This window comes from Ottowia caeni (genome assembly GCF_050821495.1).
GTDB classification, from domain to species: Bacteria; Pseudomonadota; Gammaproteobacteria; order Burkholderiales; family Burkholderiaceae_C; genus Ottowia; species Ottowia caeni.
This window is the reverse complement of sequence record NZ_CP151080.1, coordinates 3,264,749-3,282,936: the sequence shown is the minus strand read 5'-3', so window position 1 is coordinate 3,282,936 and position 18,188 is coordinate 3,264,749. Positions and strand designations below refer to the sequence as shown.

Genomic DNA, 18,188 nt, shown 5'->3' with positions numbered 1-18,188 from the left:
AAAGAAGCCATGACTGGCATGCACGACTGGTTTCAGACACCCCCGGGCCAGTACCTGCTGGCCTGGGAAATGGAGCAGTACGATGCTGCGCTGGCGGACGTTTTCGGCTACCACGCGCTGCAACTGGGCGGACTGGATGTCAATGCCCTGCGTGTCAACCGCATGCCGCATCGGTGGCTGGCGTTGCAGACTTCGCAGGAGGTGGCCTCAAACCGTCCACCAGGCGAGACAGAATCACGGGCGCCTGCGGCACCTGCGCCCTGGGCGTTGGTGGCCGACGCCACGGCCTTGCCGTTTGAGGAAGGCAGCCTGGATCTGGTGGTGCTGCCGCATACATTGGAGCTCAGCAATGACCCGCATGCGGCATTGCGCGAGGTACAGCGTGTGCTTGTGCACGAAGGTCGCGTAGCTATTACGGGCCTGAATCCGGCCAGCCTATGGGGTTTGCGACAGTGGCGCGGGCAACTTCACCGACGCGTTGGTGGCGGGCCTCCGTTCCTGCCAGAGGCTGGCAACCTCATCGGTCACGGACGCTTGCGCGACTGGCTGCATCTGCTGGAGTTTGAACTGGAGTCGATCAGCTTCGGTTGCTATCGGCCAGCAGTTCGTGGCGCGGGCGCGCTGGCACGGTTTCGATGGATGGACGAACTCGGGCAACGCTGGTGGCCGATTTTTGGGGCCTCGTATTTCATGATCGCCGTCAAGCGCACGCATGGCGCCAAGCTGGTGGGCCAGCATTGGAAAAAGGCCCCGGCAGTGGTGGGGGCACCTGTCTCGGTAGCCAATCGGGCGAGGCCAACACCTCAAGTTACAGAAAATAGACCTTGAACAAGATAGAAATTTTTACTGATGGCGCCTGCAAGGGCAATCCGGGCCCTGGGGGGTGGGGTGCGCTGCTGCGCTCTGGCAACCACGAGAAGGAATTGTTTGGTGGTGAGCCGCTGACGACGAACAATCGCATGGAATTGACAGCCGTGATTGAGGGCCTGGCTGCCCTCAAACGCCCCTGTCATGTGGACTTATATCTGGACAGTCAGTATGTGCGCCAGGGAATCACTGAATGGATCCACGGCTGGAAGGCCAAAGGCTGGCGAACCGCGAGCAAACAGCCGGTGAAGAACGTCGATCTGTGGCAAAAGCTCGATGCTCTGGTGAGTGGCGGCCCGCATCAGATCCATTGGCACTGGGTGAAGGGGCACGCGGGCCATGAAGGCAACGAGCGCGCCGATGCCTTGGCGAACCGAGGCGTTCCCAGCTGATCGCACGGAGGCGCTCACTCAGGGTAGCGCTGCATCACATAACTGCCGGGCGCATCTTCGAGCGCTTTGCGGCTGTCGATGGGCTGCACCTTGACCTGCGCTGACGAATGTGCGGCCAGCCAAGCTTGCCAAGCGGGCCACCATGAGCCATCTTCCTGTTGGGCGTTGGCCAACCACTGCTCGGCAGCCTGCCATTCCGCCCGTTCGGGGCGGGTAGCGATCCGGTAGCGCCGGTTGGCGTGACCAGGCTCGGAGATAATTCCCGCGTTGTGGCCGCCACTGGTCAGCACAAAGGTCACTTCCGCATCGGTCAATCGATGCAGCTTGTAGACCGAATGCCACGGCGAGACATGGTCTCGCTCGGTGCCTACGGCAAAGATTGGCACGCGCAGATCATTCAGAGACACAGGCTTGCCGTCCACGCGGTAGCGTCCGTTTGCCAGCGCGTTCTTCAGGTATAGCGCCACCAGGTACTGGTGGTGCATGAGTGCGGGCAGCCGCGTAGTGTCCGCGTTCCAGGCCATCAGATCATTGCCTTGCTCGCGTTCGCCCATGAAATACTCGCGCATTCGCCGGGTCCAGACCAGATCGCGCGAGTGCAGAAACTGGAACGATCCGGCCATCTGCTTGCCCGTCAGAAACCCCTGTCCGCGGGTGATGTGATCTAGCAGGTTGATCTGGCCTTCGTCGATGAACAGACCCAGCTCCCCAGGTTCCGCAAAGTCGACCTGCGCTGCCAGCAGACTCAGTGTCTTCATGGTCGGCAGCGAATCGTGGCTTTTCACGCCGCCCCTTCGCGCCATGGCAGCTGCGGCGATCGCCAGCAAAGTGCCGCCCAGGCAGTAGCCCATGGCATGGAATGGGATCTCGCGATGATGAGAGCCGACGGCTTCCATGGCAGCAAAAACGCCGGAAGACAGATAGTCATCCATGCTCAGATTGCGGTCGGCGACATCGGGATTTCGCCAGGAGAGCATGTAAACAGTATGGCCCTGGCTGACCAGGTAGCGCACCATGGAGTTGTGGGGCGATAAATCGAGAATGTAGTACTTCATGATCCATGAAGGGATGATGAGCACTGGCTCCGGATGTACGCTGGCAGTTTGCGGAGCGTAGCGGATCAACTCGATCAGGTTGTTGCGAAACACCACCTTGCCAGGTGTGACCGCCATGTTCTTTCCTACCTGGAAGCGCTGGCTGTTGGCGACATCTTCAGGGGTGGGAACGCGCGTGGCGTCCGAGATCCAGTTCTGCAGGCCGCGCAGCAAAGGCGCCCCGTCGGACTCCATGGCGTTCTTGAGAACCACCGGGTTGGTGAATAGGCCATTCGCCGGAGTGATCATGTCAAGGTATTGGCGGGCAAAGAAATCCACCATCTGGGTGTGGTGGTCAGAATACACCTGGCACCTTCGCAGCCTCACGCCAGAACGCTTCAGCATTGCGAAAGCCTGCACGCCAATGGTTGAACGGCCATTGGGCCCACGCATCGGCTCGAAAACGCGGGTCGTCATCGTGCACGCCTATGCCGTTGGTGGGGCCATCTTGCAGTTGCAGTGTATCGGTCGTCAACTTTGTTGCAAGCTCGGCCAGTTCCAGCTGACGGCCCGGTGACGCTCCCAAATGCCAGCACCAATCGACGAAGGCCAGTCCAAGTGCGATCGGCGAAAGGTTTCCGGTGATCGGCGCGACCGAGGTCTGCACGAGTCGATCGAGCTTCTGTGTGGGGGTTTCAGCGCCGATCAACGGATCGGTGGCCGGGGTGTCCGGGTGTGCGAGCTTATTGTTGCGGCGTACCATGTATGTGCTTTGGCGTTGAGCGGAAGGTTTTTCAGAGGGTGATAGCCTCCAATGCCATGATGATGCTTGAAAAAGCATTTCATGAATATATTGGGGTGGACGATAACCCTTGATGGACTGAACCATTGTGCTAGATCAACGCGGCGCGATCCATAGAGGCCAATATGAATCGGGTTGAGCCATCTTCAGGGTTGCAGCTGAGGAAGGGTGTCAGGTTTAACCTGGAAACGGTTCTAGGTTTAACGTAGGAGACTCATGATGCGATACTCCCGCGCCTTGGTTGGCGCCATTTGGGCATGTTGAACACGGTTTTCGATCCGGTTCACTTGCTCGCAGCCACGCTGGATGTCGTGGCGGGCAGCCATGCTCCACCATCTTGGCTGGCATCGAGGCAGCAGCAGCGGCTCGCTCGCTTGCTTGAGTCGGCTTGCTCTGACTCCGCGGTTTATCGTGAGCGGGCAGGCAAGAGGCAGATTGGTCCGGCAGATTGGCAGAGACTGAAGCCTGTTACGCGAAGCGAATTGATGTCTCGCTTTGGAGACTGGGTGACCGATCCCGCGCTCAATCTCGATGAGCTGCGCGACTTCACCGCCGACCCCGCACGCATTGCCGAGCCTTGGCTCGGCAAGTACATGGTGTGGGATAGCTCCGGAACCAGTGGCTTGCCGGGTGTCTTTTTGCAGGATGCCCGGGCCATGGCGGTGTACGACGCGCTGGAGGCGGTGCGCCACAGGGTACCGGGTCGCTCAGCCAGCCTGATGGGCTCCTTCGCGTTATCCGACTTGCTGGCCATAGGGGATCGCTACGCACTCGTGACGGCTACCGGTGGGCATTTCGCCAGCGTGTGCAGTCTTGAGCGGTTGCGCAGGGTCAATCCGTGGATTGCTGCCAAGTCTCGAAGCTTCAGCCTTCAGCAGCCCACCGAGTCCTTGGTGCAGGCACTCAACGATTACGAACCCAGCATACTGGCGACATATCCGAGTGCCGCGGCCATGCTGGCGGAAGAGTTCGAGCAGGGGCGGTTGCGCGTCCGCCCGCGCTGCGTCATGACTGGCGGTGAGACCTTGAGTCTGGCCGCCCGAGCACGCATCGCCGAGGCTTTCGGTGCGCTTGTCCGAGATAGTTACGGAGCCTCCGAGTTTCTGCCCATGGCCTGGGAGTGCGCGCACGGGCATTTGCATCTCAATGAAGACTGGTTGTTGCTGGAGCCAGTTGACGAGCACTATCGCCCCGTGCCTCTGGGCGAGTTCTCACACACTGTGCTGCTCACCAATCTGGCGAATCATGTGCAGCCGCTGATTCGCTACGATCTCGGCGATCAGGTCAACCTGCATGCGGACCGCTGTGTGTGCGGCTCAGTGCTTCCTGTGATCGAGGTGCGGGGCCGCAGCGACGACACCATCCGTGTCCCCGGCCGCTCGCGAGGTCAGCAAGTGAGTCTGTTGCCACTCGCTCTGTGTACAGTCCTAGAGGAAGAGTGTGGTATTTTTGATTTTCAGCTGCTACAGCGGGAGCCGAGTACCTTAGTTGTGCGCTTGCCTTTCGATGGACCTGATGGTCAGGCGGCCCTTGAGCGTTGCCGTGCCGCCTTACAGGCCTTTGCTGCGTCTCAAGGCGCGCAGCCCATTCGTGTACTAGGCGAGCTGGGTTGCGTGTTGCCGCGCGGGCGCAGCGGAAAGGCCTGCAGGGTCATGCTGGAATCGGCCGCACGACCCGAGCCTCTCTAATGGGCAGATTCAAGGCTGCTGCCGCCAGCGCCAGTGCAATGTCGGCCCACCACATGAGGTCGTAGCTGCCCAGTTCTGTGATGGCCAGGCCGCCCAGCCATGCGCCCAGAAACCCGCCAATCTGGTGGCTCAGCAGCGTCAGTCCGAACAGTGTTCCCAGGTAGCGCACGCCAAAGAGTTTGCCCACTAGACCGGCTGTTGGCGGCACGGTCGCGAGCCAGGTCAAACCCAGGCCGACGGCGAAAACATAGAAAACCCAGGGATCGCGCGGCATCATCAAATACCAGAGCACCAGAACTGCGCGCGAGGCATACATGAGTGCCAAAATGCTCTTGCTGCGGTATTGCCCCACCAGATGGCCCACCACGAGGCTGCCAACAATGTTGGCCAAACCAATGAGCGCCAGCGACCAACTGGCCACCGAGGGCGGCAGCCCGCAAAGATCGACCTCCGTGGGCAGGTGGGTTATCAGGAACGCAATATGAAATCCGCAGGTAAAAAAGCCTGCGTGAAGCAACAGATAGCTGCGATCAGTGAGCGCGGTTTTCAGAGCTTGCCGAAGGCCGGGGTCTTCGCCCGCGTGCACCACGTGCGCGCCATGGGTGCCTTTGGTGACCTTGCCAATCAGGGGCAGGGCGGCCAGTGAGATGATCGCCAGCGACCACATGGCACCCATCCAGCCGGTGACCTGGATCAGTTTCTGCATGACCGGCGCGAAAACAAACTGACCAAATGAACCGCCCGCGTTGATCACGCCGGAAGCGGTTCCGCGCGCCTCTGCCGGCATGCGTTGGGCCGCAGCACCAATCAGCACGGAAAAGCTGCCGGCGCCCGAACCCATGGCGGCAAGAATCCCGAGAGCAACCGTCAATCCCCAGCCGGATTGCATGTAAGGCGTCAGGGCACTGCCCAGGGCCAGTATGAGGATGCCTCCAACGAGCACAGGGCGTGGGCCCCATCGATCAGCCGCTGCACCTGCCAGTGGCTGCACCGCACCCCAGACGAACTGGCCGATTGCCAAGGCGAAGCTGATGGTGGCCAGTCCCAAGCCTGTGGACGTATTGATGGGGCCGACAAACAGGCCGAGCGATTGTCGCGTGCCCATGGTTACCATGAGGATGCCGGCAGCTGCCAGCGTAATGCCGAGGACGTGCGGGCCCTTGAGAGATGAAAACATGGTAGGTGGATGAGGCGAGAAGGCGCCGCAAATGTGCTGTGTTAACGCTTCGTGAACGTTGCTGGAGCGAGTGGCCGAGAGTTTTTTAGGCCGAAATCTGATTAAGTGCGTCGCTCAAGGCTTGTGCTTCGGTGGGGGTGGGGCGCACCACTTGCGCGTGCACCTTGCCGTCATGCAGGAATACGAGCGTGGGCCACAACTTCACCTTGAAGCTGCGCCCCAGCGCCCGGCCGGGCCCGTCTTCAACCTTGACATGGGGTACTGCTGGGTGATTGCCCAGAACCTGCTCAATAAGGGGTTGAGCGCCTTGGCACACGCTGCACCAGTTGGCGCCAAATTCGAGCACGAGTGGGCCAATGCTTGCATCAACCTCGGCTCGGGTTACGGTTTCGGGGGAGTAGCTGGGGGTATAAGCCATGGAAGCTATTGTCCCCGCTAGACCGATTTCTTGCTGGCGGCCAAGGCCTTGGCAACCTCGGACACCAACGCAGGACCTTTGTAGATCAGTCCGGTGTATATCTGCACCACATTCGCGCCCGCCTCGATTTTGGTGACAGCATCGGCTCCGCTCATGACGCCGCCTACGCCGATGATCGGAAAATCCTTGCCCAGCGCCGCGCGCAAGTGACGAATGACCCGGTTGCTGGCTTCCAGCACGGGTGCTCCTGAAAGTCCGCCGGCTTCTTCGGCATGGGCCATACCTTTGACTGCCTCGCGCGACAGCGTGGTGTTGGTAGCTATCACGCCATCCATGGCATGGCGCAGCAGGGCGTCCGCAATAGACTGTATTTGAGCTTCTTCGAGGTCCGGTGCGATCTTCAGGAAAAGCGGAACCTGCTTTCCGTGCTGAGCGGCCAGTTCCCCCTGGCGCGACTTGAGCGCCGAGAGCAACGCGTCCAGCGCCGCATCGCTTTGCAGGTCACGCAGATTCTTGGTGTTGGGGCTGGAGATGTTCACTGTCACGTAGTCGGCGTAGGGGTAGACGCCAGCCAGGCAGAGCAGGTAATCATCTGTGGCACGCTCGATAGGCGTGGCTGCATTCTTGCCAATATTCAAGCCCAGGAGCATGCGTCTGCGTGCAGGATTGGCCTCCCTGGCGCTTTGAAAGCGGGAATTCCTGACGTTGTTCACAAACGCGTCCAGGCCAGCGTTGTTGAACCCCAGCCGGTTGATCAGCGCGTGGGCTTGGGGCAACCGGAACATGCGGGGCTTGGGATTTCCGGGTTGCGCCAAGGGCGTGACGGTGCCCACTTCCACAAAACCGAAGCCCATGGAAGCAAAGGCGTCTATGGCGCGTGCGTTCTTGTCCAGCCCCGCAGCCAAGCCGACGCGGTTGGGAAAATCCAGGCCGGCCAGAGTGACGGGGTCATTGATCTGGCCGTTACACCAAGCCCAGGAGAGCGGAGTGCCCTGGGTGCGGGCCAAGCCGTCGAGGGTCAGTTCATGGGCGGTTTCCGGATCCAGTTGGAAGAGAAATGACCGAGCCAAACCATAGGGTAGAAGAGGCATTGGATAATTCTTGCTTGCTAATAAAACTTCGGGAATTGTCGCAAATGCCTTCACCCACCGCTCCGACTCAAGATGAACTCAAGGCCATGGTGGGGCAAGCTGCGCTGCAGTTCGTCAAACCAGGCGAAATAGTGGGCGTAGGGACGGGCTCCACGGTCAATAAGTTTATTGATGCGCTCGCGACAATGAAAGATCAGATCCCAGGTGCTGTTTCCAGCTCCGAGGCCTCCACGATCTTGCTGAAGGCGCGGGGGATCACGGTGCTCGATTGCTCTCAGGTAGATGAAATGGCAGTCTATATCGACGGAGCCGATGAGATCGATCACCGAGGCTACATGATCAAGGGTGGTGGAGCCGCGCTTACACGCGAAAAGATCGTAGCCGCCCAATCACGCCGTTTTGTCTGCATTGCAGATGAATCGAAGCTGGTGGATATGTTGGGTGCATTCCCGCTGCCGGTGGAGATCATTCCCATGGCTGCGCACAGAATCTCGCGTCAGTTCGCGGCCCTGGGGGGCAAGCCCGGCTGCGCATGAAAGACGGTGCCCCCTTAGTCACAGACAATGGCCAGCACATCCTCGATGTGCACGGCCTGCGTATTGGCGATCCGCTTGCCTTCGAATCTGAAGTGAACCAATGGCCTGGTGTGGTGACGGTAGGGGTATTCGCCCACCAGGGGGCTAAAGTGTGCTTGCTGGGCACAGCCGCTGGGGTTCGAACTCTCAATTTTTAACCCAGATTTCCCATTAGGGCCTGGGATGGCAGCGAGGGCAGTTGCGAGGCAGTTTGGTCCCGACTGAGGAGCCCATAGCCGTAGCTATGGGCGACGAAGAGCGGCCGAAATGACCGCACATGCACCGCTGACGCCCAGGCAGCACCGAAGGTGCGCCTAATGGAAAATCTGGGTTTAATCCCACGCGAACGCGCCCTTGTAGCCCTTAAAACCGTATGCCCGCGGGGTTGCTGATGCTGCGTTCAGGCGCAATGCTGGGGCTCGCGGGTTCAGGCTCTGGGTTGGCGGGCGATGCCGGTACGGCGGCTGCTGCAGCTTGCTTGGTCACCAAAGGGGTGGCTGCAGGCGGGCGGTAGCTGCTGGGCAGTTGCGAGGTTTTCGGGTAGCCGGCAGCGTCCAGGTACTGGCTCCAGTCGGCGTCCGAAAAACCCTTGAGCTGTTGCCCCCCAATGGTCAGCATGGGCACGCTGCCCTCTCCGCCAGTGAGGCGCTGCAGTGCGTCAATGTCTTCGTTGGTGGAGACGGTCTTCTCTGAAAAAGGCACACCTCGGTTGATGAGCAGATTGCGCCCACTGTTGCATGGCACGCAGTCCTTGCTGACGTATAGGGTGACCGGGTAACGCTGGGCGATCTGCCTCAACTCGTAAGGCAGGCTGGCGTTGTCGGGAGCACCGCCACCCGCCCCGCCGCTCGCGCTGCTTGAGGCAGGTCGGTTGTTCGCTGCGGCCGGTGGCCGGTCGGAGTAGGTCACCCGACCATCCGGTCCGACTGAGCGGTAAAGCTGTGCCTGGGCAGTGCCAGCCAGCAGCAGCGCGGCGAAGCCATTGATCAGTTGGAGGGCAGTCAGGGGGCGCATGCAGTGGTTCCGTGTGCAGATTCAGGCCATGCCTTGGTGGCGTAGCAGGGCATCCATGCTCGGCTCGCGTCCGCGGAAGGCTTTAAAAGATTCCATGGCGGGGCGGCTACCGCCGGCTTCAAGAATCTCGTGGCGATATTTTCTTCCTGTTTCCACGCTGGGTGTGCCGTCAGGCGAGACGTTTTCCTCGAAAGCGGCATAAGCGTCGGCAGAAAGCACCTCGGCCCACTTGTAGCTGTAGTAGCCAGCCGCATACCCCCCAGCGAAAATATGGCTGAAGCTCTGCGCCGTGCGCGCGAAAGACGGAGGCTGGGTGACGGCCACTTCTTGTCGAACAGCATCCAGCAGGGGCTGGAAGTCCTTGGCAGGATCGTGCTCTGTGTGCAAAAGCATGTCGAACAGCGCGAATTCGATCTGGCGCACCGTCTGCGTGCCGGCCTGGTAGTTCTTGGCCGCGATCATCTTGTCGAAGAGCGCGCGCGGCAGCGGCTCGCTGGTTTCTACGTGGGAGGTCATGTGCTTGAGTACTTCCCATTCCCAGCAGAAGTTTTCCATGAACTGGCTGGGAAGCTCCACGGCGTCCCACTCTACCCCGCTGATTCCGGAAACATCGTGCTCGTTCACTTGCGTGAGCATGTGGTGCAGGCCGTGACCGAATTCATGGAACAGTGTGATCACGTCGTCATGCGTGAGCAGTGGTGGCTTGCCGCCGACACCTTCGGCGAAGTTGCAGACCAATTGTGCCACTGGCGTCTGCAGTTTTCCGTTGTCAGGCCTTAGCCAGCGGGCACGCACATCGTCCATCCAGGCGCCGCCACGCTTGCCTGCGCGGGAGCCGGGGTCCAGGTAAAACTGGCCGAGCAACTGGCCTTCGCGTTCAATTCGGTAGAACTCGACGGACGGATGCCACACTGGTGCCACATCTCGGCGAATGGCTACCTCGAACAGTGTCTCGACGATCTTGAAGAGCCCCTGCAGTACCTTGGGCGCCTGGAAGTATTGCTTGACCTCCTGCTCGCTGAAAGCGTAGCGCGCTTCCTTCAGTTTTTCGCCGATGTAGGGCCAATCCCAGCTTTGAGGCTCATCCAGCTGCAATTGCTCTTTGGCGAACGCGCGCAGGTCGGCCAGATCGCGCTCTGCATAGGGCTTGGCCTTGGCGGCCAACTGGTGCAGAAAGTCGATCACATGCTTTGGAGACTCTGCCATTTTTGGCAGAACCGAGACTTCGCCGAAGTTGGCGTAACCCAGCAATTGGGCCTCTTCGCGCCGCAGGGCGAGGATCTCGCGGATCAGGGGGGCGTTGTCGAGCTTGGCGCCTTCACCTTCGGCCTGATCGGAGGCGCGGGTGACGAAGGCGCGATAAACGCGCTCGCGCAGGGCACGGTCGTGCGCGAACTGCATGACCGGCAGGTAGCTGGGCTGCTTGAGCGTGACCTTGTACCCGCTCTGGCCCTCTGCCTCAGCGGCGGCGCGTGCGGCGGCCTTCACATCGGGGGAGGCCATCTACCTGGGCTTCCGTGGCGTAGTAGGCGTAGCTGTCAGTGGCGTCCAGTACGTTTTCGCTGAACTTCTGGCTAAGTGCTGCCTGACGCTCCTGAATGGCGGCATAGCGCTCCTTGGCAGCTCCCTTCAGTTCAGCGCCCCCCAGCAGGAAGCTGCGAAGAGCGTTCTTCAGCGCCTGGCGCTGCTCGGTGTTCAGTGAAGCAGCGTCAATGGCCTTGTATTTGGCGTAGAGGCGCTCGTCGCTGCCCAATCGCGTGAAGAACTCGGAAATCTTGGGCAATGCTTCGTTGTAGGCGGCCCGCAATTCGGTCGTGTCCATGACTGCGTTCAAATGGCTGACCGCGCCCCATGCCCGGCCCAAACGCTCGGTCACCACATCCAGGGTGCGTGCCAGCGCAGCCCAGTCGGCCGGCATCTCCAGGCGCCACGGCCACTTCCAGCGCGGCCTCGGAATCGGCCAGCAACTGATCGATCGCCGGAGCTACATGCTCAGGCCGAATCTGGTCAAACAGGGGGAGGTCGGTGAAGTCAAGAAGTGGATTAGCCATGAAGCCTAGCTGGGGGTGGTGCAAAGGATGTCAAGCCGGAGAAGGTGCCGCACGGAGCTTGCGGCCGCCTGACTCCGGCATGTGGTCAGGTTTTCGCTGCTTCCGCGGCTTCTAGCGTATTGACAAGAAGCATTGCACGCGTCATCGGGCCCACGCCCCCCGGCACGGGGGTGATCCAGCCTGCGACGTTCTGCACGCCTGCAAAATCGACGTCGCCGCACAGTTTTCCTGCATCGTCGCGGTTCATGCCCACGTCAATGACGACGGCGCCGGGCTTGACCATGTCGGCGGTCAGAACGTTGCGCTTGCCGACCGCAGCCACGACGATGTCAGCCTGGCGGGTGAGGGCGGCCAGGTCTGCAGTACCACTGTGGCAAATGGTGACGGTGGCATTGGCAGCCAGCAGCATCATGGCCATGGGTTTTCCCACGATGTTGCTGCGGCCAATCACGACGGCATGTTTGCCGCGCAAATCCTTCATGCCAATGGATTCCAGCATGCGCATGCATCCGTAGGGCGTACAGGGGCGAAAACCGGGCTGACCCACCATGAGTGCGCCAGCGCTTGCCACATGGAAGCCGTCGACGTCTTTTTCCGGGGCAATGGCCTCAATGACCAGATTTGCATCCATGTGCTTGGGGAGCGGCAACTGAACCAGAATGCCGTGCACCGAAGGGTCTGCATTGAGAATGGCAATGCGGGCCAGCAGTTCCTCTTGCGGCAGGCTGGCAGGGTAGCGTTCCAGGGTGGCGTTCAGGCCAGTCTGCTCGCTGTCGGCTACTTTGTTGCGAACGTAGACCTGGCTGCCCGGGTCTTCACCCACCAGTATCACGGCGAGGTGGGGCTGCACGCCGTGGCTCTTGAGGGCGCTCACGCGATGCGCTACTTCGGTGCGAACCTGCTGGGCTAATGCATTGCCATTGATCAACTGCGCGGTCATTTGTGCTTTCCTGAATAAAAAAGCCGCCTGCCAGCTTGCGCATGACATCAGCGGCCTTGAATGTGAATGTCTTTCAGCTCTTTGGCGGGTTCTGTCCGAGCGCGATCTTGAGCAGATCCGCCACGGTGTTGGCGCCAAGCTTTTCCATGATGTTGGCTCGGTGCGCCTCGACGGTCTTGATGCTGATGCCCAGGTCGTCCGCGATCTGCTTGTTCAGGCGACCCGCGACAATGCGTTCAAGCACCTGCGCTTCGCGGCCCGTCAGCTTGGAAAGCAGCGCATCGCGGCTGGCCGCTTTTTGATGTTCAGCGAAGGCGGCACGGGCCTGTTCGAGCATGCGCTCGACCAGGGGTACCAGCTTGTCTTCCTTGAAAGGCTTCTGGATGAAGTCCATGGCGCCTTTTTTCATCGTGTCGACGGCCATGGGAACGTCTCCGTGGCCGGTGATGATGGCCACTGGCAACGGCGACTGGCGTTCGACCAGGCGGTCTTGCAACTCCAGCCCACTCATGCCGTTCATGCGGATATCGACGATCAGGCAAGCGATTTCACGCGGATCGTAGCGTGAAAGGAAGGCTTCGGCAGATTCGAAACAGCGGACACGAAAGTCTTGGCCTTCGAGAAGCCACTGCACGGAGTCGCGTACGGCTTCGTCGTCATCGACTACGTAGACCGTTCCTCTCTTCGGGGTCAGATTCATGCGATGGTGTTGGCGTTGGCGCCCAGGTTGGTTGTGTCACGAATCGGGCCGACCGGGATCCAGAAGGTGAAGCGGCAGCCCACGGGTTCGCCGGCATTGTAGAGGTTCTCTGCGCTGATCCGGCCCTGATGGGATTCGACAATGGAGCGACAGAGGTTGAGGCCAATCCCCAAACCTTCGCTTTTCGTGGAGAAAAAGCTTCGTAAAGTCGCGCCAGCGCTTCTGCTGAAAGCCCGCGGCCCGAGTCTGTCACACTGAACTGCACGGCTTGCTGCCGTTCGACCGTGCAGCGCGACACGCGCAGCTCCACCAGTCGGTCTGCCGGGGTGCGCTGTGCCGCATCGACGGATTCGGCGCCGTTCTTGATCAGGTTGAGCAGAACCTGCTCTATCAGGATGGGATCCACATTCAGGGGCGGAAGATTCGGAGCGATCTGCCGCGTCAGCCGAACCTGGCGGCGGCGCATCTCGATCTCTGCCAACTCGACGACCTGTTCAATCATGGGCAGCACCTCGGAAATCTGCCGACGCGGTTCGCTGCGCTTGACGAAGCTGCGAATATGCTGCACCACTTGACCGGCGCGCTGAGCTTGTCGTGCCGTCTTCTCCAGGGCGTCCACCAGGTCCTGCTGTTCGATGTTGCCGCTGCGAATGCGTGAGACCATGCCGGTGCAGTAGTTGCTGATGGCCGTCAGAGGCTGATTCAGTTCATGCGCCACACTGGAGGCCATTTCACCCATGGTGATCAAGCGGCTGGCTGATTGTGCGCGCTCGGCCTGGGCGGCAGCCTGTTCCTCGGCCTGACGGCGTACCGTAATGTCGGTGGCGATCACCATCTGGGCCAGCCGTCCGTCGACCCAGTTAAGGTACCGCGATCGGACCTCCAGCCATTTGCCCAGGCGCTCGATATAAATTTCCGCATGTTCCGCTACCGTGGAGGTGGCCAGGCTGTGAAGGGGCAGGCCCGCGAAGGAGTCCACGGCGTCCAGGCTTTCGTCAGAAACCTGCGTCTCCGGCGTCCCGCCGCGTACCAGCAGCTTGAGATGGCCTTCGGTGCTGGCGCCGAACCACTGCCGGTATAGCTTGTTGGCAAAGAGCAATTCTTCGCTGCCGAGAGGCGCTACCGATACGGATGCGTCGAGCGCTTCCAGCACGGTGGTGAAACGCTCATAGGAGGCAGAAAGTTGGCGCCGGACACGGTTGGGCTCGGTGATGTCGGTCATCGAAGCCATCCAGCCGCTGTGCTTGCCGGTGGCGTCTACCAGCGGCGAGACGTAAAGGCGCGCATCAAAGACCGAGCCGTCCTTGCGTTGCACCCGCATCTGGAAGCCGGCGGGATCAGCAGATCCACCCAGTTCTTCCTTCAGGTGGGCAAGCAGCGCATCACGGTCTTCCGCAGGCCAGTAGGAGAACGGCTGGGATTGACCTATGAGTTCCTCCTCGCTCCAGCCGGTCATCTGGCAGAAGGCGGGGTTCACGTAAATGATTCGACCCTGGAGATCCAGCGCACGCATGCCCGTCATGATGGAGTTTTCCATGGCGCGGCGAAAGCCCGTCTCAGCCTGCAGTGCTGCTTGTGCCTGCTGGCGTCTCTGCGATTGACGCCAATTGGCGATCAGCATCCAGGTGGTCATGGCGGCCAGTACCGCCACGAGCCAGAACAGCGTGCCGCCCACAACGCCTTGCGAGGTGCGCCACGCCTGCGCGCGCAGTACCAGCCCATTACCCACAGGGGACACCGGGATTTCATACTCGTTGACCTTGCCGATCCAGGGCAGCTTCTCGGAAAAAACAGGTCGATCGGGAATGCTCTGGCCGGCTAACAGCTGGCCGGTCGAATCGCGCAGGGCCACTGCATATTTGGCGAGCACCTCGGAGGGGACGCCATAGCGGAGCAACCCGTCTATGTCGTATTCGGCCAGTAATTCGCCAGTGAATTTGCCGCGCAGAGTCAGCGGCACGTGCAGTTGCAGGATGGGCTCGCTGCCCTTGGCTGAGATCGGCTGCGAATACACCGGTTGAAGCAGGTCGCGGGCCAGACCATATCCGGCCTCGGCATCACCCGCCTTGAGGACGTCTCCGTCCATCCAGTCTCGCTGATCCGAGACGCTCACGGAGGCTTGACTGGCGATCACCCGGCGTCGGTCATCAATCCAGCTGACAGACACCAATTCCGGGTTTTGCGCTACCAGTGACTCTGCGCGAATCAGGAAGTGCGATGGGCTCAATTCGCGGTTCGATACGTCGCGTGCCAGTCGCATCAACTGCTCTTGCCGCTCGATCAGTCGCAGGCGCAGGCGCTGCTGGCCGTATTCGACATCCCGCTTGACGGCCTCCTGCTCGCGGTGCACTTCTTCTACACGCAGATACCAGAACGCCGAGACAATGGCCGCAAGAAACAGCAGGACTGCAGCCAGTGGGGCGAAATGGATCAGCCGCTCCCTGCTTTGTGGAGACATGAGCAGAGACCAGGCTGAGGAGGCCGAAACATTGCTTTCGCTGGTAGCTTGGGAGGAGGACTGCATGAGTCTTGCAGTGTAGGCGACAAGTCGCGGACAGGAGCATGAAGCATGTACTTCGAATGGGTGTCCAAGAAGGAAAATCCTGAGATATCACTATATGAAAACATCAGTCACCACTTGAAAAAAAAGTTGTTTGTGGGAGGATCGACTCTTCGTTCACAATGGGCGAAAGCCATCATCAGGAGACGACGAAATGTCCGCAGAACCCAACCCGTCCGGCAATGTTTCGCCAGCAGACGCAGATCACCAGGAAACCCGGGAATGGACGGACGCGCTGTCCGCCGTCATCGAAACCCAAGGCCCGGAGCGCGCCCACTTCCTGATCGAGCAATTGCTCGAAACCGCTCGCCAGAACAGTATTGATCTGCCGTTCTCGGCCACGACCGGTTATGTCAATACCATTGAGTCCGCCCAGGAAGCGCGTTGCCCGGGCAACATCGCCATTGAAAAGCGCTTGCGCGCCTTCATGCGCTGGAACGCCATGGCCATGGTGGTTCGTGCCAATCGTCTGCACCCTGAAGACGGGGGCGATCTGGGCGGCCATATTGGTTCGTTCGCATCGCTGGCCAGCATGTGGGGCGCTGGATTCAACCATTTCTGGCACGCCGAAAGCGAGGGCCATGGGGGCGATTGCATCTACATCCAGGGACATAGCGCGCCAGGCATCTACGCCCGAGCGTTCCTGGAAGGGCGCATCACCGAAGATCAACTGGAAAATTTCCGTCAGGAAGTGGGCGGCAAGGGCTTGTCGAGCTACCCGCATCCCAAGCTCATGCCAGGCTTCTGGCAGTTTCCCACGGTGAGCATGGGCCTGGGGCCATTGATGGCCATCTATCAGGCGCGTTTCTTGAAATACCTGCATGCTCGCGGCATTGCCGACACGGCCAATCGCAAGGTCTGGGTGTTCCTGGGCGACGGCGAGATGGATGAGCCCGAGAGCATGGGCGCCATTAGCCTGGCGTCGCGCGAGAACCTGGACAACCTGATTTTCGTCATCAACTGCAACCTGCAGCGTCTGGACGGTCCGGTGCGCGGCAACGGCAAGATCATCCAGGAGCTGGAGGGCGATTTCCGCGGCAGTGGCTGGAACGTCATCAAACTCATCTGGGGCAAGGGCTGGGATGAGTTGCTCGCCCGTGACAAGTCCGGCAAGCTGCGTCAGCTGATGATGGAAACCCTGGACGGCGACTACCAGGCCATGAAGGCGAACGACGGCGCCTATGTTCGCAAGCATTTCTTCGGCAAGTACCCGGAAACGGCGAAGCTGGTCGAACACATGACCGACGACGAGATCTTCGAGCTGCGTCGCGGCGGCCACGACCCTGAGAAGGTCTATGCGGCATTCCATTCGGCTTACCATCACAAAGGTCAGCCTACGGTGCTGTTGGTAAAAACCGTGAAGGGTTACGGCATGGGCAAGGCCGGTGAGGGCCTCAACACTGTGCACCAGACCAAGAAGCTGTCTGACGAAGACATCCGCTACATCCGCGACCGCTTCAACATTCCGGTACCGGACAGCGAGCTTGACAAGCTGCCCTATTACAAGCCGGCCGACGACACGCCGGAAATGAAGTACCTGCACGAGCGCCGCAAAGCCCTGGGGGTATTTGCCCAAGCGCCGTGAGCGCTCTGACGAGAGCTTCACAATTCCCTCACTCGATACTTTCAAGGCCGTGCTCGAGCCGACAGCCGAGGGCCGCGAGATCAGCACGACGCAGGCGTTCGTGCGCTTTCTCACGCAACTGCTGCGTGACAAAGCCATTGGCCCTCGCGTGGTGCCCATTCTGGTCGACGAAGCGCGTACCTTTGGAATGGAGGGCTTGTTCCGCCAGATTGGTATCTACAACCCCAAGGGCCAGCTCTACACCCCGGTCGACAAGAGCCAAGTGATGTACTACAAGGAGGCCAAAGACGGCCAGATCCTGCAAGAGGGCATCAACGAGGCAGGTGGCCTGGCCAGCTGGATCGCAGCGGCCACGAGCTATTCCACATCGAACCGCATCATGTTGCCGTTCTTTGTTTACTACTCGATGTTCGGCTTCCAGCGTGTGGGTGATCTGGCCTGGGCGGCTGGAGATATGCAGGCTCGCGGTTTCCTGCTTGGCGGCACCAGCGGGCGCACCACGCTCAACGGCGAGGGGCTGCAGCACGAAGACGGCCACAGCCATATCCTGGCGGGCACCATTCCCAACTGCGTCACCTATGACCCGACCTTCGCGCACGAGGTGGGCGTGATCCTGCATCATGGTCTCAAGCGCATGGTCGAAAGGCAGGAAAACGTCTTCTATTACCTGACTCTGCTGAACGAAAACTATGCCATGCCTGGCCTGGTCGAGGGCACCGAAGAGCAGATCATCAAGGGCATGTACCTGTGCAAGCCCGCGACTGACGCGGCAGGCGGCACACTCCGTGTGCAGCTTCTGGGTTCTGGTTCCATTTTGCGCGAGAGCATCGCCGCGCAGGAGCTTCTGCAAAAAGACTGGGGTGTTGCCGCCGACGTATGGAGCTGCCCCAGCTTCAACGAACTGGCGCGGGAAGGCCAGGATGTGGAGCGCTGGAACCTGCTGCACCCCACAGAGCCACAGCGCGAATCCTTCGTGACCCGGCAGCTTGCCCCGCATGCGGGCCCAGTCATCGCCTCGACCGACTACATCAAGAACTACGTCGAGCAGATTCGTCCGTTCATTCCCAAGGGCCGCGAGTACAAGGTTCTGGGTACCGACGGTTTCGGCCGCAGCGACTTCCGCTACCGCCTGCGCGAGCACTTCGAAATCAACCGCCACTACATCACGGTAGCGGCACTGCGTGCGCTGGCAGACGAAGGCAAAGTGCCCATGGAAAAAGTCGCGGCTGCTATCAAGCAGTACGGCATCCAGGCGGACAAGATCAACCCGCTGTACGCGTAAAAGGGGGCGAAC

The 18,188-nt window shown here is 60.5% G+C and carries 11 protein-coding genes and 4 pseudogenes; 5 read left to right on the top strand and 10 right to left on the bottom strand.

From position 1 onward, the window contains the following. Positions 1-18: 18 nt before the first annotated feature. Entirely contained in the window at positions 19-828 is an 810-nt protein-coding gene (locus tag AAAK34_RS15455; protein WP_231694433.1) for a class I SAM-dependent methyltransferase, read from the top strand. Then, positions 825-1,259, top strand: coding sequence for a ribonuclease HI (gene rnhA / locus AAAK34_RS15450; RefSeq protein WP_231694434.1), 435 nt, complete (start codon positions 825-827; stop codon positions 1,257-1,259). The genes AAAK34_RS15455 and rnhA overlap by 4 nt, the downstream gene beginning before the upstream one ends. Before the next feature lie 14 nt (positions 1,260-1,273). On the opposite strand, the gene AAAK34_RS15445 is transcribed toward rnhA, so the two are convergent. Continuing rightward, the gene (locus AAAK34_RS15445) at positions 1,274-2,659 is read right to left on the bottom strand and encodes a PHA/PHB synthase family protein (protein ID WP_431777456.1); all 1,386 of its coding nucleotides are present in this window, start codon (positions 2,657-2,659) and stop codon (positions 1,274-1,276) included. Then, the gene (locus AAAK34_RS15440; protein ID WP_431777455.1) at positions 2,649-3,056 is read right to left on the bottom strand and encodes a poly-beta-hydroxybutyrate polymerase N-terminal domain-containing protein; all 408 of its coding nucleotides are present in this window, start codon (positions 3,054-3,056) and stop codon (positions 2,649-2,651) included. The genes AAAK34_RS15445 and AAAK34_RS15440 overlap by 11 nt, the downstream gene beginning before the upstream one ends. 296 nt (positions 3,057-3,352) lie before the next feature. Here AAAK34_RS15440 and AAAK34_RS15435 point away from each other — a divergent pair, with 296 nt between their 5' ends. Further along, entirely contained in the window at positions 3,353-4,783 is a 1,431-nt protein-coding gene (locus AAAK34_RS15435) for a phenylacetate--CoA ligase family protein (RefSeq protein ID WP_431777454.1), read from the top strand. On the opposite strand, the gene AAAK34_RS15430 is transcribed toward AAAK34_RS15435, so the two are convergent. The 3 genes from AAAK34_RS15430 to AAAK34_RS15420 all read right to left on the bottom strand — a co-directional run bounded on the left by AAAK34_RS15430 (position 4,746) and on the right by AAAK34_RS15420 (position 7,469). Further along, the gene (locus tag AAAK34_RS15430; protein ID WP_231694437.1) at positions 4,746-5,960 is read right to left on the bottom strand and encodes an MFS transporter; all 1,215 of its coding nucleotides are present in this window, start codon (positions 5,958-5,960) and stop codon (positions 4,746-4,748) included. The genes AAAK34_RS15435 and AAAK34_RS15430 overlap by 38 nt on opposite strands. Positions 5,961-6,045: 85 nt before the next feature. After that, entirely contained in the window at positions 6,046-6,378 is a 333-nt protein-coding gene (locus AAAK34_RS15425) for a thioredoxin family protein (protein WP_231694438.1), read from the bottom strand. Between the two features lie 17 nt (positions 6,379-6,395). Then, the gene (locus AAAK34_RS15420) at positions 6,396-7,469 is read right to left on the bottom strand and encodes a quinone-dependent dihydroorotate dehydrogenase (RefSeq protein WP_231694439.1); all 1,074 of its coding nucleotides are present in this window, start codon (positions 7,467-7,469) and stop codon (positions 6,396-6,398) included. Between the two features lie 44 nt (positions 7,470-7,513). On the opposite strand from AAAK34_RS15420, the pseudogene rpiA reads away from it, so the two are divergent. Next, positions 7,514-8,202, top strand: a pseudogene (gene rpiA / locus AAAK34_RS15415) (ribose-5-phosphate isomerase RpiA). A 205-nt stretch (positions 8,203-8,407) separates the two neighbouring features. Here rpiA and AAAK34_RS15410 read toward each other — a convergent pair. From AAAK34_RS15410 to AAAK34_RS15390, 5 genes and pseudogenes are all read right to left on the bottom strand, one after another. Further along, positions 8,408-9,058 (bottom strand): glutaredoxin family protein, encoded by a 651-nt coding sequence (locus AAAK34_RS15410; protein ID WP_231694441.1) that lies wholly within the window; start codon positions 9,056-9,058, stop codon positions 8,408-8,410. Between the two features lie 21 nt (positions 9,059-9,079). Beyond that, positions 9,080-11,109: pseudogene (locus AAAK34_RS15405) on the bottom strand (M3 family metallopeptidase). Between the two features lie 85 nt (positions 11,110-11,194). After that, on the bottom strand, positions 11,195-12,049 hold the full coding sequence (gene folD / locus AAAK34_RS15400) for a bifunctional methylenetetrahydrofolate dehydrogenase/methenyltetrahydrofolate cyclohydrolase FolD (RefSeq protein WP_231694443.1): 855 nt from the start codon (positions 12,047-12,049) through the stop codon (positions 11,195-11,197). A 73-nt stretch (positions 12,050-12,122) separates the two neighbouring features. Beyond that, complete coding sequence (locus tag AAAK34_RS15395; protein ID WP_231694444.1) at positions 12,123-12,749, bottom strand: response regulator transcription factor; 627 nt, start codon at positions 12,747-12,749, stop codon at positions 12,123-12,125. After that, positions 12,746-15,273, bottom strand: a pseudogene (locus AAAK34_RS15390) (PAS domain-containing sensor histidine kinase). Before AAAK34_RS15390 ends, AAAK34_RS15395 begins: the two are co-directional and overlap by 4 nt. Before the next feature lie 190 nt (positions 15,274-15,463). Between AAAK34_RS15390 and aceE the strand changes: the two are divergent. Further along, positions 15,464-18,176 (top strand): annotated as a pseudogene (gene aceE, locus AAAK34_RS15385) (pyruvate dehydrogenase (acetyl-transferring), homodimeric type). Positions 18,177-18,188 lie beyond the last annotated feature (12 nt).